The organism is Streptomyces sp. BA2, assembly GCF_009769735.1.
GTDB lineage: Bacteria > Actinomycetota > Actinomycetes > Streptomycetales > Streptomycetaceae > Streptomyces.
Window position 1 is genome coordinate 6776331 of record NZ_WSRO01000002.1, and the last position, 18444, is coordinate 6794774.

Genomic DNA, 18444 nt, shown 5'->3' on the forward strand with positions numbered 1-18444 from the left:
AGATCGAGCACGACGACCGGTCGACCGGCACACCGGAGAAACCCGACTCCGCCGTCGTCCGCGACGCCCTCGGCGTCGGGATCGCCGTCGGACTCTCCGGCTTCGCCTTCGGGGTGACCTCGGCGGGCAGCGGCCTCACCGTGCTCCAGACCTGCGCGCTCAGCCTGCTGGTCTTCACCGGGGCCTCGCAGTTCGCACTGGTCGGGGCGCTTGCGGGCGGCGGAAATCCGTTCACCGCGGCGGCGGGCGCCTTCTTCCTCGGCGTACGCAACGCGTTCTACGGGCTGCGGCTCTCGCAGTTGCTGGCCCTCCCGCGCGCGGTGCGCCCGTTCGCCGCCCACTGGGTCATCGACGAGACCACCGCCGTCTCGCTCGCACAGCCGACACGGCGCGCCGCCCGCATCGGCTTCACCGTCACCGGACTGAGCCTCTACTTGCTGTGGAACCTCACCACGCTCCTCGGGGCGCTCGGCGCCGAGGCCATCGGTGACACCGACGTGTGGGGGCTCGACGCCGCGGGACCGGCGGTCTTCCTCGCGCTGCTCGCGCCGATGCTGCGGACGACTACGGAGCGGGCCGTGGCAGCGGTCGCGGTCCTCCTGGGGCTCGGCCTGCTACCCGTGCTGCCCGCCGGAGTGCCGGTCCTGGTGGCCGCACTCGCCGTGCCGGCGGTGCTCTACGTAGAGGGTCGCAAGGCATCCGCCGAGGGAGCCGCATGCCCCGACGGCGCCCAGAACGACACCCAGGCCCAGAACGACACCCAGGCCCAGAACGACACCCAGGCCCAGAACGACAGCCAGAAGGAAGACCGTTGAACATCTGGATCGCGATCGGCGTGACCTTCGTCGGCTGTTACCTCGTGAAGCTCGCGGGCCTGCTGGTACCGGCGGGCGCCCTGGAACGCCCGCTCGTCAAGCGCATGGCCGCCCTGCTGCCCGTGGCGCTGCTGGCCGCGCTCACAGCCCAGCAGGCCTTCGCCGATGGCAGGGCCCTGGAGCTCGACGCGAAGGCCCTGGGGCTCGCGGCGGCGGCCGTGGCGCTGCTGATGCGGGCCCCGTTCCTGGTCGTCATCGGGGCGGCCGTGGTCGTCACGGCGGGGGCGCGGGCGCTCATGGGCTGACCGCTGCCGCCATCAGCCAGCCTTGCTCGTAGCCCGCGGACACCGTGGCGAGCACCACCCCGTCGGCGGTGTCGAACACCGCGACGTTCGCGAACGCCGGGAAGAAGCCCACCCGTTCGCGCAGCCGCACCAGCTCGTCCCCGGTGTGCGCGCCGGTGAGGTGGGCCAGGAGCGTCTCCTCGCCCCGCCAGACCTGGTCGACGTACTCGGAGTAGTCCACTGCCTTGTGCTCGGTCATGCCCGCGGCTCCTCGTGACCAGTGGGGTGGATGGCCACAGGTCACGAGTTTCGGACCCTGCCGCGTGATCGAACACCCGCTCCCGTCACGCACAGGTCCCGTGGGTAATGTGACGCGTCACAATCGCGGCCCAGCCCCCGGAGAGGAGACACCGTGGCCCTGTCCTCCGAGGCGAGATCCCTCGCGGCGCGCTGCGAGCCCAGGGTCAATGAGCTGGCCCGCAGGATGGCCCGTGAGTCGTTCGAGGAGCTGCCCGGCTACGCGGAGCTCCCCGACGACGTGAAGGACCTGGAGATAGCCGCGACCGCACGCCACGGAGTGCGCCTCTTCCTGCGCCGCGTCTCCGATCGGCCCGGCAGCCACCGGCTCTTCCGCGAGCGGGCCGCACAGCGCGCGGAAGAGGGCATGCCGCTGCACCTCCTGCTGCGGACGCACGCTCTGGGGGTCTATGTCCTGTGGCAGGCGCTGCGCGACGTGGCCCGCCCCGGCGAGGAAGCGGCCCTGGTCGAGCTCGTGGACGTGCTGCTGCAGTCGCACCCGGCCATCGTCGGAGCCGTGGCCGAGACCTACCTGGACGAGCGATCCGCCCTGGAGGCCGAGCAGCGTGCCCAGCGCAAGTCCCTGGTCCGCGGTCTGCTCGACGGCATGGTGCCGCCCGGCCATGTGCTGCTCGAACAGCTGCGCCTCGCGGGGCCCGTGCTCGTCCTGGCGGTCGGCTTCGACGGGGCGCCGGCCGAGGGCCCCGTAGCGGTACGGCGGCGGCTGCGGCGGGTGCAGACCGCCCTGGACCACGCCTTCGAGGTGGAGGTGCTGGCCCTCCTGGAGGCCGACGGCGGACGGGTCATCGTGCCCCAGCAGTGCCGGCCGCCCGAAGACCTGCCGCGCCGCCTCAGCAAGGCCTGCGACCTTCCCGTACGCGTGGCCGCCGTGGACGCCGCCGGGCCCGAGGCCGTGACCGACGCGGCGCGGACCGCGACGGAGATACTGCGCATCACGCGCGCGTGCGGGATGCCTCCGGGACTGCACCGCATGGAGGACGTGCTCCTCGAGTACCACCTCTCCCGCCGCAACGAGAGCAGCCACCTCATCTCCGCGCTGCTCGACCCGGTCGCCGACCGCCCCGAGCTCCTGGAGACGCTGCGTACCCACCTCGGCCATCAACAGGAGCGCAGGGCGACCGCCGCAGCCCTCGGCCTGCACCCCAACACCGTGGACAACCGCCTCGCGAAGATCGGCGAACGCACCGGCATCGACCTGTCGGCGCCGCGCGGCACGGCACTCGCCATCGCGGCGCTGCTCCTGAGGGAGGCCGAGGAACCCCCGTCAGGCGATGGACCGGCCGTACGCCCGTAGGGTGCGCAGCGCCTCGATGGTGACGATCGGGCGTGCTTCGAGGGTGCTGGCCTGTGCCCACTGCCGCCATCGGATCGGCCAGCCGCCGTCCTCCTGCTGCTCCCGCTCCAGGAAGTCCAGGGAGAGCGCCATCTCCTCGTCGGTGAACCACGCGCGCGCGAGTGACTCGGGGGCCTTCGCGTAGTCGTGCGGGAAGTGATGCTCACCCGGTGCGTAGCCCGGCGCCACGGGATACGCGTCCAGCCGCTCGGGGTCGAGCGCCACGAGGTTCTGCTCCCGCGCGATCCTGCCGAGCCGGTCGGCTGCCGCCTCCGCGCGCGGGCGGTCGGGCGCCCCGTCGAGGAAGGCGACGGCCGCCTCGATCTCGTACGGATGGGACTTCTCCAGGGACTCCACCGCGGCCCAGCAGAAGTCGGTGGCCCTGAACAGCCAGGCGTGCCACACCTCGTTGCGGTGCAACAGGCCCACTACGGGGCCGGTGGCGAGGAGTTCGCTGGGAGGATCGTCCAGCACGGGCACGAACGGAGCCGAGGGGTAGCCGCGTTGGCTGGGATGGATCGCCGGAAGGGCACCGTCGGACGTCGACACCGACGTCAGATAGCGGCACACGCGCTCCACCCGCTGCCCGCCGCAGCGTCGGATCGAGTCCAGGACGCGCAGCGCGTGTCCGGCGTGCAGGGGCTGGCTGACAGGGCCGCGCAGATCCGGTTCGAGCGCGTATCCGTACCCCCCGTCCTCGGTGTCGTACGCGGCCAGGGCGGTCTCGACCGCGTCGGCCGACGGGCCGGCTCCGGCACGGCCCGTGCCGGTCAGGAAGTGGTACGCGAACCGCCGCTGCTCGAGGACGCGCGCGGTGAGCCAGACGAAGTGCTCGGCGCGTGCGACCGGCGAGTGCGCGGCGTGCGGGGATGCTCCGGTTTCGGCCATGCACAGACCGTAGGCCGGAAAGCGCCTTCGGTCAGTCCCCTGCGTCCGGCTGCACTCTCAAGGGAGCGATACTGAGGGCATGCGGTTGACGGTTTTCTGGGAGCGGATGGCGGACCACTTCGGACAGGGGTACGCCGACTCGTTCGCTCGCGATCACGTGATGGCCGAGCTCGGCGGGCGCACGGTGCATCAGGCACTGGACGCGGGCTGGGACGCCAAGGACGTCTGGCGCGCTGTGTGCGCTGCCATGGACGTACCTGCCGAAAGGCGCTGACCGCCGGAGGCGGCACGACGTATTCCGGCGCAGCCGGACACAGTCGGACACTTCGCCGTCCCCCCGCCGCCGCGCCGAGCGCCGTCGAGCGCGAAGACGTGGGGGCGGCGGCCGAATGTCGGTGGCGTGGGCGAGACTGGCCCCGTGGCATCGACAGACGAGACCGCGCAGGTCACTCAGGACGTAGCTCCGCTCGGCACGACGCCGCCGGCCCAGCCCCCGAGCGGGGCGGAGACCGGGCGGGCCGCCAGCATGCCGCGCTGGCTGCCGCGCGCCATGGTGCTCGCCCTCGCGCTCATCGCCTGTTTCCAGCTGGGCAGTTGGGCCTTCCACCAGCTGACCGGGCTGCTGATCAACGTCCTGATCGCGTTCTTCCTGGCGCTCGCGGTCGAGCCCGCGGTGAGCTGGATGGCCGCGCGCGGGCTGCGCAGGGGCTTCGCCACCTTCCTGGTCTTCCTCGGTGTCCTGATCGTGAGCGCCGGTTTCATCACGCTCATGGGGTCGATGCTCGCGGGCCAGATCGTGGACATGGTCGAGGACTTCCCCGAGTACCTCGACGATGTCATCAGCTGGATCAACCAGACGTTCCACACGGAGCTCTCCCGGGTCGAGATCCAGGACAGCCTGGTCCACTCGGACTGGCTGCAGAAGTACGTGCAGAACAGCGCCAGCGGCGTCCTGGACGTGTCGGCGCAGGTTCTCGGAGGTCTCTTCCAGCTCCTGACGGTCCTGCTGTTCTCGTTCTACTTCGCGGCCGACGGCCCCCGGCTGCGGCGTGCGCTCTGCTCGGTGCTGCCGCCCGCCCGCCAGGCCGAAGTGCTCCGCGCCTGGGAGATCGCGGTCGACAAGACCGGCGGCTACATCTACTCGCGCGGTCTGATGGCGCTGATCTCCGGAGTCGCGCACTACATCCTGCTGCAGGTCCTCAGCGTGCCGTACGCGCCCGTGCTCGCGGTGTGGGTCGGGCTCGTCTCGCAGTTCATCCCCACCATCGGCACGTATCTGGCGGGCGCGCTGCCGATGCTGATCGCCTTCACGGTCGATCCCTGGTTCGCGCTGTGGGTGCTGCTCTTCGTCGTGGTCTACCAGCAGTTCGAGAACTACGTCCTGCAGCCCAAGCTCACCGCCAAGAGCGTGGACATCCACCCGGCGGTCGCCTTCGGGTCGGTCATTGCGGGCACGGCGCTCCTCGGAGCGGTCGGCGCCCTGATCTCCATCCCGGCGATCGCGACCCTGCAGGCCTTCCTGGGGGCGTACGTGAAGCGGTACGACGTCACGGACGACCCGCGTGTCCACGGACACAGGCGCAAGGGCGGAGCGTCCGTCCTCACGCGCGTGAGGCGTGCTCTGCGGGGGCCGAACCGGCCGGGGGCGGCGTCGGAGGCCGAGGTCGCGGCGGAGGAGGCTTCGGGTCCGGAGCCGGGCTCGGGCGAGCGCCGGTAGGCACCCTCCAGGCCTCCGCCGAAGTCTCGGTGGGAGCCGCGTGGTGCGCTTGACACCAAAATCGAACATCCATTCTCATGGGTGGCCTGGCGGCGTTTTCCCGGGGTTTTCGCGGGGGATCCCTGGGGCTCCGGCGGATTTCGGCGGGGCGATCGCCTCGAGTTATCCACAGGCCGGACGGGCGTCGGGGCGGATTGTCAGTGGCAGGCGCTAGCGTCATTGACGTGAAGCGATCGACACAAGCAAATCGGGTGGAACCCATGGCAGGAACCGACCGCGAGAAGGCGCTCGAAGCCGCGCTCGCACAGATTGAACGGCAATTCGGCAAGGGCGCAGTGATGCGCATGGGCGAGCGGCCGAACGACCCCATCGAGGTCATCCCCACCGGGTCGACCGCGCTCGACGTCGCGCTCGGCGTCGGCGGCATCCCGCGCGGCCGTGTGGTGGAGGTGTACGGACCGGAGTCCTCCGGTAAGACGACGCTGACGCTGCACGCCGTGGCGAACGCACAGCGCGCGGGCGGCGCCGTCGCCTTCGTGGACGCCGAGCACGCACTCGACCCCGAGTACGCGAAGAAGCTGGGCGTCGACATCGACAACCTGATCCTGTCCCAGCCGGACAACGGCGAGCAGGCTCTGGAGATCGTCGACATGCTGGTCCGCTCCGGCGCGCTCGACCTGATCGTCATCGACTCCGTCGCGGCCCTGGTGCCGCGCGCGGAGATCGAGGGTGAGATGGGCGACTCGCACGTGGGTCTGCAGGCCCGCCTGATGAGCCAGGCGCTCCGGAAGATCACCAGCGCGCTCAACCAGTCCAAGACCACCGCGATCTTCATCAACCAGCTCCGCGAGAAGATCGGCGTGATGTTCGGCTCGCCGGAGACCACGACCGGTGGCCGCGCGCTGAAGTTCTACGCCTCGGTGCGGCTCGACATCCGCCGGATCGAGACCCTGAAGGACGGCACGGACGCGGTCGGCAACCGCACCCGCGTCAAGGTCGTCAAGAACAAGGTCGCGCCGCCCTTCAAGCAGGCCGAGTTCGACATCCTCTACGGCCAGGGCATCAGCCGCGAGGGCGGCCTGATCGACATGGGCGTGGAGAACGGCTTCGTCCGCAAGGCAGGCGCCTGGTACACGTACGAGGGCGACCAGCTCGGCCAGGGCAAGGAGAACGCCCGCAACTTCCTGAAGGACAACCCCGATCTCGCCAACGAGATCGAGAGGAAGATCAAGGAGAAGCTGGGCGTCGGCGTGAAGCCGCAGGCCGAGGAGCCGACCGCCGACCCGGGTAAGGAAGCGGCGGGCGCGGCGGCTGAGGACGCAGCCAAGACGGTGCCCGCCCCGGCGGCCAAGGCCACCAAGCCCAAGGCCGCCGCGGCCAAGAGCTGATCCATGACGCGGCGCACGGACTGGGCGGACCAGATCACTCCCGAGCACCACACCGACCCCGCGGGCCGAGGCCTCGCGGACGGTGCGGATCAGGGTGGCACCGGCCAGGAGGGCGACGGCACCGGCTTCCGCGGGGGCGGCGGCCGGAGGGGGCGCCGACGGCGTGGCGGCTTCGGCGAAGGCCGAGGCGGCGGTTCACAGGACAGCGGCCCCCCTTCCTCGTCGAGGGCCGAGAAGGGGGAGCCGCCGACAGCGGATCCGGGTGAGCGGGCGCGGGCGATCTGTCTGCGGCTGCTCACCGGGACCCCGCGCACGCGCAAACAGCTGGCGGACGCGCTGCGCAAGCGGGACATCCCGGAGGACGTGGCGGAGGAAGTGCTGACCCGCTTCGAAGAGGTCGGCCTGATCAACGACGGCGCCTTCGCGGGCGCGTGGGTGGAGTCCCGGCACCACGGCCGGGGCCTGGCCCGACGGGCGCTCGCGCAGGAGCTGCGTACGAAGGGCGTGGACGCCACGCTGATCGAGGAGGCCGTCGGACAGCTCGACTCGGAGCAGGAGGAGGCGACGGCACGCGAGCTCGTCGCCCGCAAGCTCCGCGCCACGCGGGGCCTCGACCGCGACAAGCGGCTGCGCCGCCTCGCGGGCATGCTCGCCCGCAAGGGCTACTCGGAAGGCCTGGCGCTCCGGATCGTTCGGCAGGCCATCGAGGAAGAGGGCGAGGACGCGGGGGACTTGGAGTACGACGGGGACTGAGCCGACCAGGGCCCTCGCGGGGGTGGGGCCCAGGTCAGGGCCGGGCAGTGCGGTGAAAACCGCGGCCCGGCCCTTTCGCGTTCTTCGGGGCCTCACCGCGAAGGGAGTGCTTCGCGCCGCAGGGTTTCGTTCCGCCGGGCCGCTCCCCCCCCCAACTCCCCTCCTCTGTCCGCGAGGTGGGGTTAACCCCCCACTGAAGACGCCGGTCCACCGCACTGCAAAGGAACCTGTGCACAGACGACTGTGTACGCATGGCAAAGGAACCCGGCACGACCGGCGCCCCCGAGGACTCCACCGATGGCGCCCGGGAGGACTCCATCGACGGTGCTCCGGAGGAGCTGAGCGACCTCCGTGTCCTCAAGGCGCTCGCACAACCCCGGCGTCAGCAGATGTTGCAGCACCTCACCGTGCACGGCCCGGCCACCTCCGCGACCCTCGCCAGGGCGCTCGGCCTCAACACCGGGGCCACCAGCTACCACCTGCGCGAGCTCGCCCGGTACGGCTTCGTAGAGGAGACCGAGGGCACGGGCCACGCCCGCGAACGCTGGTGGCGCGCGATCCCCGGCGACCGGCGCTTCCCGCCGCGCAGCAAGCAGAACGTCGAGACGCGGCTCGTCATGAACGAGTTGAACCATCTCTCGTACGCCGCCGACCTGGAGCTCTTCGAGCAGCTGCAGCGAGACGCTGGCGACACCGACGCCGTCGGCGCCGAACTCGGTGAGTGGGCCGACGCGTTTCCGTACTCCCGCGGCACCATCCGGCTGACGCTCCCCGAACTCCGCGAGTTCTTCGAGGAGTACATCGCCCTGCTCAACCGCTACAAGCGCCCCGACGCCGAGACCCCGGCCGACGCCCGCACCGTACTCACCCGGCTCCTGGCCTTCCCCGCACCCACCCCCGCTCCTCCACCCTCCCCCTCCCGCTTCCCCTCCCACTTCCCCTCCCCCTCCTCCGAGCCCGAGGCGACATCATGATGCTGCGCTACGCACTGCAGACAGTCCGCGACCGCAAGGGCGGATTCCTCGGCGCCTTCCTGGCGTTGATGTGCGCGGCAGCGCTCATCACGGCCTGCGGCACCCTCCTGGAGACCGGCCTGCGCGGCACCATCAAGACCGAGCGCTACGCCGCCGCCCCCGTGATCGTCTCCGCCGACCAGAACGTCCACCAGACCACCGTCAAGCACAAGAAGGGCAAGACCAAGGTCAAGCACAAGGCCAAGCCGATCGCCGAGCGGGCCTGGCTGTCGGACGACATCGCGCACAAGCTCACGGGCGTCCCTGGCGTCGGCGAGGTCATACCCGAACTCACGTTCCTCGCGGCGCCGTTGACCCCCGCGGCCGGAGACCTCACCGACAAGCCCGCGTACGGCCACGCCTGGGAGTCGGCCGCGCTGACCCCCTTCCGCCTCGTCGAGGGCGAGGCCCCGCGCGCACCCGGCGACCTCGTCATCGACCGCGGCCTCGCCGGGCGCGCCCATCTCAAGACCGGCGACCGCCTCACCGTCCAGTCGACACAGGCCCCGCGCTCCTACCGCATCACCGGGGTAGCCGCCCCCTCCGAAGGCGCCCTCGCCCACCAGACGTCCCTCTTCTTCTCCACCGGAGAGGCGGAGCGGCTCGCCGCGCACCCCGGCAAGATCACCACCCTCGGCGTCGTACCGACCGAGGGCACCGGGACGGGAGAGCTCAAGAAGCGGGTCACAGACGCCCTCGCCGGTACGAAGGCACAGGTCAGCACAGGCGACGACCGTGGCCCCGTGGAGTTCCTCGACGCGGCGGGCGCCCGCATCAAGCTGGTCAGCATGGGCGGCGCGATGGGCGGCACCTCTCTCCTCGTCGCCGTCCTCGTGGTCGTCGGCACCTTCGCCCTCTCCGTGCAGCAGCGCCACCGTGAACTCGCCCTGCTCCGCGCCATCGCCGCCACCCCGAAGCAGATCCGGGGGCTCCTCAGCCGTGAGGCCCTGGTCGTCGGAGCGGCCGCGGGCGTCATCGGTTCGCTCGCCGGAATCCCGCTCGGCGGCTGGCTGCACGGCAGGTTCGTGGACATGGGCGCCGTCCCCGCCACCCTTGAGCGGACCGTGAGCGTCTTCCCGCTCTTCGCCGCTGTGGCCGCGACGCTGCTCGGCGCCTGGGCCGCAGCTCGCCTCTCGGCCCGCCGCATCGCCCGTATCCGCCCGGCCGAGGCCCTGGCCGAAGCACGTGTCGAGCGCACCCGGCCGCCGTGGAGCCGCATCGTCGCGGGTCTCTTCCTCCTCGCCGGAGGCGCCGTCCTTGTCGCCCTGCTCAGCGTGCTGCGCACCGAGCCCGCGTCGACTCCCGTGACGTTTCTGACCGTGGTCGTCCTCTCCTCGGCAATCGCGCTCCTCGGCCCGCTCGTGGTCAGGGCGGCGGCTGCCGTGCTCCGCGTCCCGCTGCGGCTCTCCGGCCCCGGTGGCCGCCTCGCGCACGCCAACCTCCGCGGCAACGCGGCCCGGATGGCGGCAGCCGTCACCCCGCTCGCCCTCCTCACCGGCATGACCTGCACCGTCCTGTTCGTCCAGCCCACCCTCGGCGACGCTGCCCGCACGCAGGCCCGCGAGGGCATCCGCGCCGACTGGGTTCTGGCGGCGCAGGGCCCTGGCGTTCCGGCCGAGGCCGCGCGGAAGCTGCGTACGACCGAGGGCGTCGAGGCCGCCACCGAGGTCGTCCGCACCACCGTGCGCGTCGGACTCGACAAGTACCCGGCGCAGGGCGTCAGTACGGCCGGGCTCACCCGCACCTGGGACCCGGACGTGACCGCCGGATCCCTGAAGGGCTTCGGCAGGGCAAGCGTCGCCGTCAGCGAACTGGCCGCCGACCAGCTCGGCTTGAGGCCCGGCAGCACCCTGAAGCTCACGCTCGGCGACGGCACGAAGACCACGCTCAAGGTCAGCGCCGTGTACGCGCGCGGGCTCGGGTTCGGGGATCTGACCATGGCGCACGACCTGGTCGCCCGCCACGTCGACAACCCGCTCGCCGCCACGGTCCTGATCAAGAGCGACCGTACACAGGAACAACTCGCGGCAGGTGTCGCGAAGTTCCCGGGCGTGCGGGTTCTCTCCCCGGCTGCCGTCGACAACGTCCAGGCCGAGCGCCAGCAGGCGAACGCCGAGGTGAACTACCTGGCCATGGGCCTCATCCTGGCCTTCACCGCGATCGCCGTCGTCAACACCCTCGCCATGTCGGTCTCCGAGCGCATCCGTGAGTTCGCGATGCTGCGTCTCGCGGGCGCGAGCCGCCGCCAGGTCCTGGGCATGCTGCGCACCGAGGCGCTGTCCGTCCTGCTCATCGGCACGGCCCTCGGCAGCGGTATCGCGCTCGCTGTCCTGACCGCCTTCAGCGTCGGCATGACAGGCAGCGCCGCACCGTCGATCACTCCCTTGGTGTACGTCTCCGTGGTGGCCGTCGCGGCTCTTCTCGCCCTCACCGCGACCGCGCTCCCTGGCCGCGCCGCCCTCAAGCCGCGTCCCGTCACGGTGGCGACGGCCAAGGAGTGAGCGTGCTCAGCCCGAGGCGGGGAAGGCGGCGGTGGCAGGGAGTCCGGCGGTGACCGGGAGCCCGGCGGTGACCGGGAGTCCGGCGGCCTTCCACGCCTGGAATCCGCCGATGAGGTCGGTCGCGTGCCGCAGCCCCAACTGCCGCAAGGACACGGCCGCGAGGCTCGACGCGTAGCCCTCGTTGCAGATCACGACGACCCGCAGGTCGTGGCCGACGGCCTCCGCGGCGCGGTGGCTGCCCTGCGGGTCCAGGCGCCACTCCAGCTCGTTGCGCTCGACGACGAGGGCCCCGGGGATCAGACCGTCGCGCTCGCGCAGGGCGGCGTACCGGATGTCGACCAGAAGTCCCCCCGCAGTGGCGGTGTCACGCGCCTGCTCCGGAGTAAGACGGTCGAGGTCGAGCCGGGCACGTTCGAGCAGCTCATCGATGCCGACGGGGCGTTCACTCACTGCCAGTCCTCCGGGCGCTCCACGGACTCCAGGCGCAGGACGGCGCCCGTACGGCTGTAGCGGCGGATGCGCGGCAGCGGCGGATAGTAGGCGTGCACGGAGACGGCGTGCTCGCTCGTGGACTCGTTCAGAACTTCATGCACGTGGTTCTGGCCGAATGCCCTGCCCTTGCCGACCGTCAACTCCCGCTCACGGTCCACCCCTTCGGACAGCTCCAGGGTCTTCCAGCCGTCGGTGGGCAGCCGGGCGGCGAGCGAGTTCTCCTTGAGGGTGCCGGCAGCGGTGAGGAAGGCACCGACCGACTCCGCGTGGTCGTGCCAGCCGGTGCCGGTGCCCGGCGGCCAGCCGATCAGCCAGGCCTCGCTGCCACCGGGCCCTTCGAGGCGCACCCAGGTGCGGCCCTCGGGGTCGAGCGGCAGTGAGGCGATGAGCTCGGGGTCGGCGGCGCTACGGCGTACGAACTCGAGGAGTTCGGCGGCGGTGGGATCGGACACCGCCGTGGAGGCAGGCGCGGTGAAGACAGAGGCAGACACGGGTACCGTCCTGGAAGTTCGCGGAAGCGCGCGCCACGAAGAGGGCGACGCGCAAGAGAGAAGAGGGCGAATTCAGCAGGACGGACGACACACGCAGCCCGCATAGCGGACGAGGTCCATATGGACCCTCCGCCACAGGCGCACATCGGTGTCAGTCACGTTTCGGAGTAGACCATGACGCTGCGTGCCGGTCAACTCCTTCTCACTGTGTGGTCGGCCGGCTCACGACGGCCGTGCTCTCGGCCTTCTCCGTAGTCTTCGCGCTGTCCGTACGCCGCTTCGGAGCCGCCCCGCCGAGAGCCGCCTCGGCCGCCGTATACAGCTCGGCGGGGCGCACCCCGCCGAGGGCGGTGACCAAGTGACCGTCCGGGCGGATGAGCAGCACCGAGTGCGCGGGGGCTCCTGGGTAACTCTCCGCTACGAGGAGTTCCGCCGGGTGCGGCAGCGCCGTGACGGCGGCGGCGAGCCGGGGCATGATCCCGGCCGTCACCCAGTGGCGCCGCTCCCACACCACCGTGCCGGGCGCGACAAGGACGACGAGCAGCTGTCCCACGCCGAGCCGGTCGCGCAGCCGCACGAAGGACCCGTCGGGCGCCGTCACCGGTACGTCGGACACGGGCGCGCCCGGCTCCGTGCCCACGGCCACCTCGGACTCGGACAGCGGGGGCGCCAGCGGCGAGTCCGCGTACGATCCGGGGGCTCCGAGGGGCCCGCGCCCCACATGGCCGTCGGTGAGGAGCGTGTCGTGCCCGCGCGCAGACCCCGGCACATAGGAGCGCAGGCCTTTGCCGCCCCGCAGTATCGGCAGCGACTGGTCGGCGGCGCGCAGGCGTGCGGCGACACTGGCCCGCCGCTCGGCCTGATAGCTGTCGAGCAGGGCGTCGTGCGCGCCGTGGTGCCAGGCAATCGCCAGCTTCCAGGCGAGGTTGTCCGCGTCCCGCAGCCCTTCGTCGAGCCCTTGCGTACCGAGCGCGCCGAGCAGATGGGCGGCGTCGCCCGCGAGGAAGGCACGGCCGACCCGCCACCGGCGGGCCAGGCGGTGGTGGACGGTGTGCACGCCCGTGTCGAGCAGTTCGTACGGCGGCGTGGAGCCGCCGCACCAGCCCGCGAGGGTCTCGCGGATGCGCACCACGAGGGCGTCGGGCGTCACGAGCTCGCCGCGTGGCGGCAGCAGCCAGTCGAGCCGCCACACCCCGCCGGCGAGCGGACGGCCCGTCACCTCTGCGCCTCCGTGGCGCCACGGAGGCGCACGATGCAACAACGCCTCGCCGGGCCCCGGAAGTTCCGTGCGCAGAGCGGCCACGGCGTGTCGCTCGACGGCCGTACGCCCCGGGAAGCGGACGTCGAGGAGTTTGCGCACCGTCGAGCGCGGCCCGTCGCAGCCCGCCAGATAACTGCCGCGCCACCAGGTGTCCTTGGGCCCGCGCGTGTGGGCGGTCAGTCCGCCGGCGTCCTGCTCCAGGGAATCGAGCTTGCTCTCGACGGCGACCTTGACGAGCCGCTCGTCGGCGATGGCGGCACGCAGGGCCCCGGTCAGCACGTGCTGGGGCACATGAAGGGGGGAGGGCACCTCATCACTGAACGTGAGCTCCCGCATCAGCTGCTTGCGCCGCAGAGACCGCCAGCCGAGCCACCGCGCACCCGACTCCTGGTCACCGAACGAGTGACCGGCGAGCCGCTCCATGAGGGCCGCGGTGTCATCCCGCAGGATGACGGTCCGCGCGGGCCGCTGCTCGTCCTTGCCGGGCCCTTCGTCGAGTACGACGGTGGGTACGGAGTGCCGCGCGAGAGCCAGGGCGAGCGTGAGCCCCACGGGACCCGCGCCGACGACGATCACCGGGTCCACGGTGCGTGGCCTCCCGCCGCAAGGGCCCGGGAGCGCTGGACGTACGTACAGGAACTGGCAGTTGGAGCCCGGTGCACGATCACAGAACGTATGCAACCCACCGCTGCTGCCTGCGTCAAGTTGCCATAGGGCTGTTGTGGCGTGAGGGTGAGGGCGCGCTGAGCGGGAAGATGCCCGGAACGCGGTGGGGGGCTGCCGTCCCACTCAGGACAGCAGCCCCACCAGTACCGCTTGCAGTGCGGTCGATCACCGCACTGCCCAGTCGGTTCGGGGTTCTTGCATCGCATCAGCGTCCGGGCTGATCAAACCCCGCCCAATGGGTTGCCTCCGCCTCCGGTGGCCGCGGTTCCGTTGACCGCCGCCGCGGGAACCACCGCCCCCGTCGACTTCTTGCCGCGCCGCAGCCGGCCTTCGAGCCAGGAAGCGAACGTCGTCAGCGCGAAGTTGATGGCGATGTAGATGAGGGCGACGATGGTGAAGCTGGCGATGGTGTTCGCGCCGTACGCGGCACTCATCGGCCGGACCGATGCCAGCAGCTCCGAGAAGGTGAGCAGCGCGCCGCCGAGCGCGGTGTCCTTCACGATGACCACCAGCTGGCTGACGATCGCGGGCAGCATGGCGGTGACCGACTGCGGGAGCAGCACGGACCGCATGACCTGTCCCTTGCGCATGCCGATGGCCATGGCGGCTTCGGACTGCCCCTTGGGCAGGGACAGAATGCCCGCCCGCACGATCTCCGCGAGAACCGACGCGTTGTAGAGCACCAGGCCGGTGACGACGGCGTAGAGCGGGCGGTCTTCCGAGCTGATATCCGTGAACTCGGAGTACGCCGCGTCGGCGAAGAGCATCAGAATCAGCACCGGGATCGCGCGGAAGAACTCCACGACGCCGCCGGCCGGTAGGCGAATCGCCAGGTGATCGGAGAGCCGGGAGATACCGAAGAACGCACCCAGCGGGAGAGCGATCAGCATGGCGAACGCCGCGGCCATGAGGGTGTTCTCGAGCCCCGGCCAAATGTACGTCTCCCATGCCCGGGCATCAGTGAAGAAGGGCTTCCACTTCACCCAGTCGAGCTGGTTCTTCTCGTCCAGCTTGGCGTACACCCAATAGACCACGGCAGCCAGGGCGGCCAGGAACACTATCGAGTACAGGATGTTCCGCCGCTTGGCGCGGGGCCCCGGAGCGTCGTACAGAACGGAAGTCATCGCTTCACCGCCACCTTCTTGCTCACCCAGCCGAGGATCAGACCGGTGGGAAGGGTGAGGCACATGAATCCGAATGCGAAGATGGACGCGATCAGGAGCAGTTGGGCCTCGTTCTCGATCATCTCCTTCATGAGGAGTGCGGCCTCGGCGACACCGATCGCCGCGGCGACCGTCGTGTTCTTGGTCAGCGCGATCAATACGTTGGCCAGCGGTGCCACGACCGAGCGGAACGCCTGCGGAAGAATGATCAGGGTCAATACCTGAGTGAAACTCAGGCCCAGAGCGCGTGCCGCCTCGGCCTGGCCGACGGGCACGGTGTTGATGCCGGACCGCAGCGCCTCACAGACGAATGCGGACGTGTACAGAATGAAGCCGAGTACGGCGAGCCGGAAATTGGTGGTCTCGAATTCATTCGAACCCATGTTGATGCTAAGGGTCTGGAACAGGCCCAGTGACGTGAAGACGATGATCACGGTCAGGGGGGTGTTCCGCACCACGTTCACGTACGCGGTGCCGAAACCTCGCATGAGTGGCACCGGGCTGACCCGCATACCGGCCAGCATGGTTCCCCATATAAGGGAGCCGACGGCGGAGAGCGCGGCGAGTTTCACCGTCACCCAGAAGGCCGCCAACAAGTCGTAGTCTTCAAGAAAGTCGAACACGATCTCCCGCGCTTCCGCGTGTGGGGAGGGCGAGGCGCGCCGCCCGGATGGACGGCGCGCCAATCAAGCCCTGCTTCACTTGACGATGTCGCCGATCTTCGGGGCGGGCTCATTCTTGTAGTTGGCCGGACCGAAGTTGTCCTTGACGGCCTTGTCCCACGCACCGTCCTTGACCATCTTGGTCAGCGCGTCGTTGATCTTCTTCTTGAGGTCGGCGTCGCCCTTCTTGAGGCCGATGCCGTAGTTCTCGTTGGTCATCTTGAAACCGGCGAGCTTGAACTTGCCCTGGAACTCCTTCTGCGCGGCGTAGCCCGCGAGGATGGAGTCGTCCGTCGTCAGGGCGTCAATGGCCTTGTTCTCCACGCCGGTCAGGCACTCGGAGTAGCCGCCGTATTCCTGCAGCTGAGCCTTCGGAGCCAGGTCCTTCTTGACGTTCTGCGCCGACGTCGAGCCGGTCACGGAGCAGAGCTTCTTGTTGTTCAGGTCCTTCGGCGACTTGATGGACTTGTCGTCGGCGCGGACCAGGATGTCCTGGTGGGCGAGCAGGTAGGGGCCGGCGAAGTCGACCTTCTCCGCGCGCTCGTCATTGATCGAGTAGGACGCCGCGATGAAGTCGACGTCTCCACGCGAGATCATGTTCTCGCGCTCGGCGCTCTTGGCTTCTTTCCACTCGATGTCGTCGGCCTTGTAGCCGAGCTCCTTGGCGACGTACGTCGCGACGTCGACGTCGAAGCCCTTGTACTCGCCGTCCGGCGTCTTCTGGCCGACACCCGGCTGGTCGAACTTGATGCCGATGGTGATCTTCTTGCCACCACCGGAACCCTTGTCGTCCTTGTCGTCCGAACCGCAGGCGGTGGCGGTGACGGAGAGCGCGAGCACGGCAGCGGCAGCCGCGGTGACCTTGCGAGCCTTCATGGTGAACATCCTTTGTGTCGGCAGAAGAGAGTTGAGACGCAGGTAAGTAGGCGTCATGCGTCAGTGGTGAAGGATCTTCGACAGGAAGTCCTTGGCCCGGTCGCTGCGCGGGTTGCTGAAGAACTGGTCCGGGACGGCCTCTTCGACGATCCGGCCGTCCGCCATGAAGACGACGCGGTTGGCCGCTGAGCGTGCGAAGCCCATCTCGTGGGTGACCACGACCATGGTCATGCCGTCACGTGCGAGCTGCTGCATGACCTCCAGGACCTCGTTGATCATCTCCGGGTCGAGCGCCGACGTGGGCTCGTCGAAGAGCATCACCTTGGGGTCCATGGCCAACGCGCGGGCGATCGCCACGCGTTGCTGCTGGCCGCCGGAGAGCTGCGCGGGGTACTTGTCGGCCTGCGAGGCGACACCCACGCGGTCCAGGAGACCGCGTGCCTTCGTCTCTGCTTCCGCCTTGGACGTCTTGCGCACCTTGATCTGGCCCAGCATCACGTTCTCGAGCACGGTCTTGTGCGCGAAAAGGTTGAAGGACTGGAAGACCATGCCCACGTCCGCACGGAGACGGGCGAGCTCCTTGCCCTCCTGGGGCAGCGGCTTGCCGTCGATCGAGATGTCTCCCGACTCGACCGTCTCCAGGCGGTTGATGGCGCGGCACAGTGTCGACTTGCCCGACCCGGAGGGGCCGATCACGACGACGACCTCACCGCGGGTGATGGTCAGGTCGATGTCCTGGAGGACGTGCAGAGCGCCGAAGTGCTTGTTGACGTTCTTCAGCACGACCAGGTCGTCCGCCCCGGGCGGTATGGCGTCCTTGGTCACCGATACTTCGGTCACGGCTTGTTGCTCCATCCTCCTCGGTTGGGAGGACAGTAGTAACCCGGTGCGACCAGCGTCATTACATCTGAGGGGAAATTGAGCATAACGATCCGGCCGCAACCGGACACACCGTGTGAACGGGGACGCCGGTGCGCGTACCGGCTCCATAACGGAACGTGCCCGTGACCCGAACCCTCTTGACGCGGTCCTTATCCATCGGCGTGGATGCCTTGGTGCCTGTGCACGCGCGCATACCGGCCATCGGCGAGCGCGAACGGAACGACCGATGAACCGGAGGGGGCCCGTATGAGACTGCTCCTCGTCGAGGACGACGATCACGTGGCCGCCGCCCTGTCCGCGGTCCTGGCCAGGCACGGCTTCGACGTCGTGCACGCCCGCAGCGGCGAGGAAGCGCTGCAGGCCCTGCTGCCCGGCGAAACGGCACCCTTCGGAGTCGTGCTCCTGGATCTGGGACTGCCCGATCAGGACGGCTACGAAGTGTGCGGAAAGATCCGCAAGCGCGGGTCGATCCCGGTGATCATGGTGACGGCGCGCGCCGACGTGCGCTCCCGGATCCATGGCCTGAACCTCGGGGCCGATGACTACGTAGTGAAGCCGTACGACACCGGGGAGCTGATCGCCCGCATCCACGCGGTCATCAGGCGGCCCCCGTCCGGCGCCGCCGCGGGCCCCGCGGACAGCGAACTGCGCCTTGGTTCCGTACGCATCGAACTGCCCACCCGGCAGGTCAGTGTGGACGGTTCGACAGTCCAACTGACCCGCAAGGAGTTCGACCTGCTCGCGCTCCTCGCGCAGCGGCCCGGCGTGGTGTTCCGCCGGGAGCAGATCATCAGCGAGGTGTGGCGCACCAGCTGGGAGGGAACGGGACGCACTCTTGAGGTGCATGTCGCTTCCCTGCGCTCCAAGTTGCACATGCCGGCCCTGATCGAGACGGTACGAGGCGTGGGCTACCGGCTCGTCGCCCCGGCCGCGTAGCGAGT

General features: G+C 70.0%; 20 protein-coding genes. 10 read left to right on the forward strand and 10 right to left on the reverse strand.

The genetic code is table 11. The annotated features are described in order from the left end of the window. Nucleotides 1–2: 2 nt before the first annotated feature. Nucleotides 3–815 (forward strand): AzlC family ABC transporter permease, encoded by an 813-nt coding sequence (locus E5671_RS33365; protein WP_443032806.1) that lies wholly within the window; start codon nucleotides 3–5, stop codon nucleotides 813–815. Continuing rightward, the gene (locus E5671_RS33370; protein WP_160507576.1) at nucleotides 812–1120 is read left to right on the forward strand and encodes an AzlD domain-containing protein; all 309 of its coding nucleotides are present in this window, start codon (nucleotides 812–814) and stop codon (nucleotides 1118–1120) included. The genes E5671_RS33365 and E5671_RS33370 overlap by 4 nt, the downstream gene beginning before the upstream one ends. Here E5671_RS33370 and E5671_RS33375 read toward each other — a convergent pair. Further along, complete coding sequence (locus E5671_RS33375) at nucleotides 1110–1358, reverse strand: hypothetical protein (protein WP_202121360.1); 249 nt, start codon at nucleotides 1356–1358, stop codon at nucleotides 1110–1112. The genes E5671_RS33370 and E5671_RS33375 overlap by 11 nt on opposite strands. 153 nt (nucleotides 1359–1511) lie before the next feature. Here E5671_RS33375 and E5671_RS33380 point away from each other — a divergent pair, with 153 nt between their 5' ends. Continuing rightward, complete coding sequence (locus tag E5671_RS33380; protein WP_160507577.1) at nucleotides 1512–2711, forward strand: helix-turn-helix domain-containing protein; 1200 nt, start codon at nucleotides 1512–1514, stop codon at nucleotides 2709–2711. Here E5671_RS33380 and E5671_RS33385 read toward each other — a convergent pair. Next, entirely contained in the window at nucleotides 2682–3638 is a 957-nt protein-coding gene (locus tag E5671_RS33385) for a hypothetical protein (protein WP_160507578.1), read from the reverse strand. The two genes, E5671_RS33380 and E5671_RS33385, sit on opposite strands and share 30 nt — an antisense overlap. A gap of 79 nt (nucleotides 3639–3717) precedes the next feature. Here E5671_RS33385 and E5671_RS33390 point away from each other — a divergent pair, with 79 nt between their 5' ends. From E5671_RS33390 to E5671_RS33415, 6 genes are all read left to right on the forward strand, one after another. Continuing rightward, complete coding sequence (locus E5671_RS33390) at nucleotides 3718–3912, forward strand: DUF3046 domain-containing protein (protein WP_160507579.1); 195 nt, start codon at nucleotides 3718–3720, stop codon at nucleotides 3910–3912. 144 nt (nucleotides 3913–4056) lie between these two features. Then, entirely contained in the window at nucleotides 4057–5355 is a 1299-nt protein-coding gene (locus E5671_RS33395) for an AI-2E family transporter (protein ID WP_160507580.1), read from the forward strand. Nucleotides 5356–5615: 260 nt separating this feature from the next. After that, complete coding sequence (gene recA, locus E5671_RS33400) at nucleotides 5616–6743, forward strand: recombinase RecA (RefSeq protein ID WP_160507581.1); 1128 nt, start codon at nucleotides 5616–5618, stop codon at nucleotides 6741–6743. A 3-nt stretch (nucleotides 6744–6746) separates the two neighbouring features. Further along, nucleotides 6747–7496 (forward strand): recombination regulator RecX, encoded by a 750-nt coding sequence (gene recX, locus E5671_RS33405; protein ID WP_160507582.1) that lies wholly within the window; start codon nucleotides 6747–6749, stop codon nucleotides 7494–7496. Between the two features lie 251 nt (nucleotides 7497–7747). After that, on the forward strand, nucleotides 7748–8470 hold the full coding sequence (locus tag E5671_RS33410; protein ID WP_160507583.1) for an ArsR/SmtB family transcription factor: 723 nt from the start codon (nucleotides 7748–7750) through the stop codon (nucleotides 8468–8470). Continuing rightward, complete coding sequence (locus tag E5671_RS33415) at nucleotides 8467–11010, forward strand: FtsX-like permease family protein (protein ID WP_160507584.1); 2544 nt, start codon at nucleotides 8467–8469, stop codon at nucleotides 11008–11010. Before E5671_RS33410 ends, E5671_RS33415 begins: the two co-directional genes overlap by 4 nt. Before the next feature lie 6 nt (nucleotides 11011–11016). Here E5671_RS33415 and E5671_RS33420 read toward each other — a convergent pair whose 3' ends face one another. The 8 genes from E5671_RS33420 to E5671_RS33450 form a co-directional block, all read right to left on the reverse strand. Then, nucleotides 11017–11460, reverse strand: coding sequence for a rhodanese-like domain-containing protein (locus E5671_RS33420; protein ID WP_443032730.1), 444 nt, complete (start codon nucleotides 11458–11460; stop codon nucleotides 11017–11019). Continuing rightward, complete coding sequence (locus E5671_RS33425) at nucleotides 11457–11993, reverse strand: cysteine dioxygenase (RefSeq protein WP_160507585.1); 537 nt, start codon at nucleotides 11991–11993, stop codon at nucleotides 11457–11459. Before E5671_RS33425 ends, E5671_RS33420 begins: the two co-directional genes overlap by 4 nt. Nucleotides 11994–12065: 72 nt before the next feature. After that, a complete protein-coding gene (locus E5671_RS47820) occupies nucleotides 12066–12152 on the reverse strand; it encodes a putative leader peptide (protein WP_311605579.1) in 87 nt (28 codons plus the stop codon). A gap of 43 nt (nucleotides 12153–12195) precedes the next feature. Next, complete coding sequence (locus E5671_RS33430; RefSeq protein WP_160507586.1) at nucleotides 12196–13839, reverse strand: FAD-dependent monooxygenase; 1644 nt, start codon at nucleotides 13837–13839, stop codon at nucleotides 12196–12198. Nucleotides 13840–14141: 302 nt separating this feature from the next. After that, nucleotides 14142–15044: an amino acid ABC transporter permease gene (locus E5671_RS33435; protein ID WP_160507587.1), complete on the reverse strand. Its 903-nt coding sequence runs from the start codon at nucleotides 15042–15044 to the stop codon at nucleotides 14142–14144. Continuing rightward, entirely contained in the window at nucleotides 15041–15706 is a 666-nt protein-coding gene (locus E5671_RS33440; RefSeq protein ID WP_160507588.1) for an ABC transporter permease subunit, read from the reverse strand. The genes E5671_RS33435 and E5671_RS33440 overlap by 4 nt, the downstream gene beginning before the upstream one ends. A 75-nt stretch (nucleotides 15707–15781) precedes the next feature. Further along, the gene (locus tag E5671_RS33445) at nucleotides 15782–16621 is read right to left on the reverse strand and encodes a glutamate ABC transporter substrate-binding protein (RefSeq protein ID WP_160507589.1); all 840 of its coding nucleotides are present in this window, start codon (nucleotides 16619–16621) and stop codon (nucleotides 15782–15784) included. A gap of 60 nt (nucleotides 16622–16681) precedes the next feature. After that, a complete protein-coding gene (locus E5671_RS33450) occupies nucleotides 16682–17461 on the reverse strand; it encodes an amino acid ABC transporter ATP-binding protein (protein WP_160507590.1) in 780 nt (259 codons plus the stop codon). A gap of 288 nt (nucleotides 17462–17749) precedes the next feature. On the opposite strand from E5671_RS33450, the gene E5671_RS33455 reads away from it, so the two are divergent. Then, nucleotides 17750–18439, forward strand: coding sequence for a response regulator transcription factor (locus E5671_RS33455; RefSeq protein ID WP_160507591.1), 690 nt, complete (start codon nucleotides 17750–17752; stop codon nucleotides 18437–18439). The last annotated feature ends 5 nt before the right edge of the window (nucleotides 18440–18444 follow it).

Coding starts and splice junctions, on each gene's coding strand:
- recA (WP_160507581.1), top strand. CDS start 5,616: ATGGCAGGAACCGACCGCGAGAAGGCGCTCGAAGCCGCGCTCGCACAG.
- E5671_RS33435 (WP_160507587.1), bottom strand. CDS start 15,044: ATGACTTCCGTTCTGTACGACGCTCCGGGGCCCCGCGCCAAGCGGCGG.
- E5671_RS33390 (WP_160507579.1), top strand. CDS start 3,718: ATGCGGTTGACGGTTTTCTGGGAGCGGATGGCGGACCACTTCGGACAG.
- E5671_RS33410 (WP_160507583.1), top strand. CDS start 7,748: ATGGCAAAGGAACCCGGCACGACCGGCGCCCCCGAGGACTCCACCGAT.
- E5671_RS33385 (WP_160507578.1), bottom strand. CDS start 3,638: ATGGCCGAAACCGGAGCATCCCCGCACGCCGCGCACTCGCCGGTCGCA.
- recX (WP_160507582.1), top strand. CDS start 6,747: ATGACGCGGCGCACGGACTGGGCGGACCAGATCACTCCCGAGCACCAC.
- E5671_RS33415 (WP_160507584.1), top strand. CDS start 8,467: ATGATGCTGCGCTACGCACTGCAGACAGTCCGCGACCGCAAGGGCGGA.
- E5671_RS33375 (WP_202121360.1), bottom strand. CDS start 1,358: ATGACCGAGCACAAGGCAGTGGACTACTCCGAGTACGTCGACCAGGTC.
- E5671_RS33455 (WP_160507591.1), top strand. CDS start 17,750: ATGAGACTGCTCCTCGTCGAGGACGACGATCACGTGGCCGCCGCCCTG.
- E5671_RS33445 (WP_160507589.1), bottom strand. CDS start 16,621: ATGAAGGCTCGCAAGGTCACCGCGGCTGCCGCTGCCGTGCTCGCGCTC.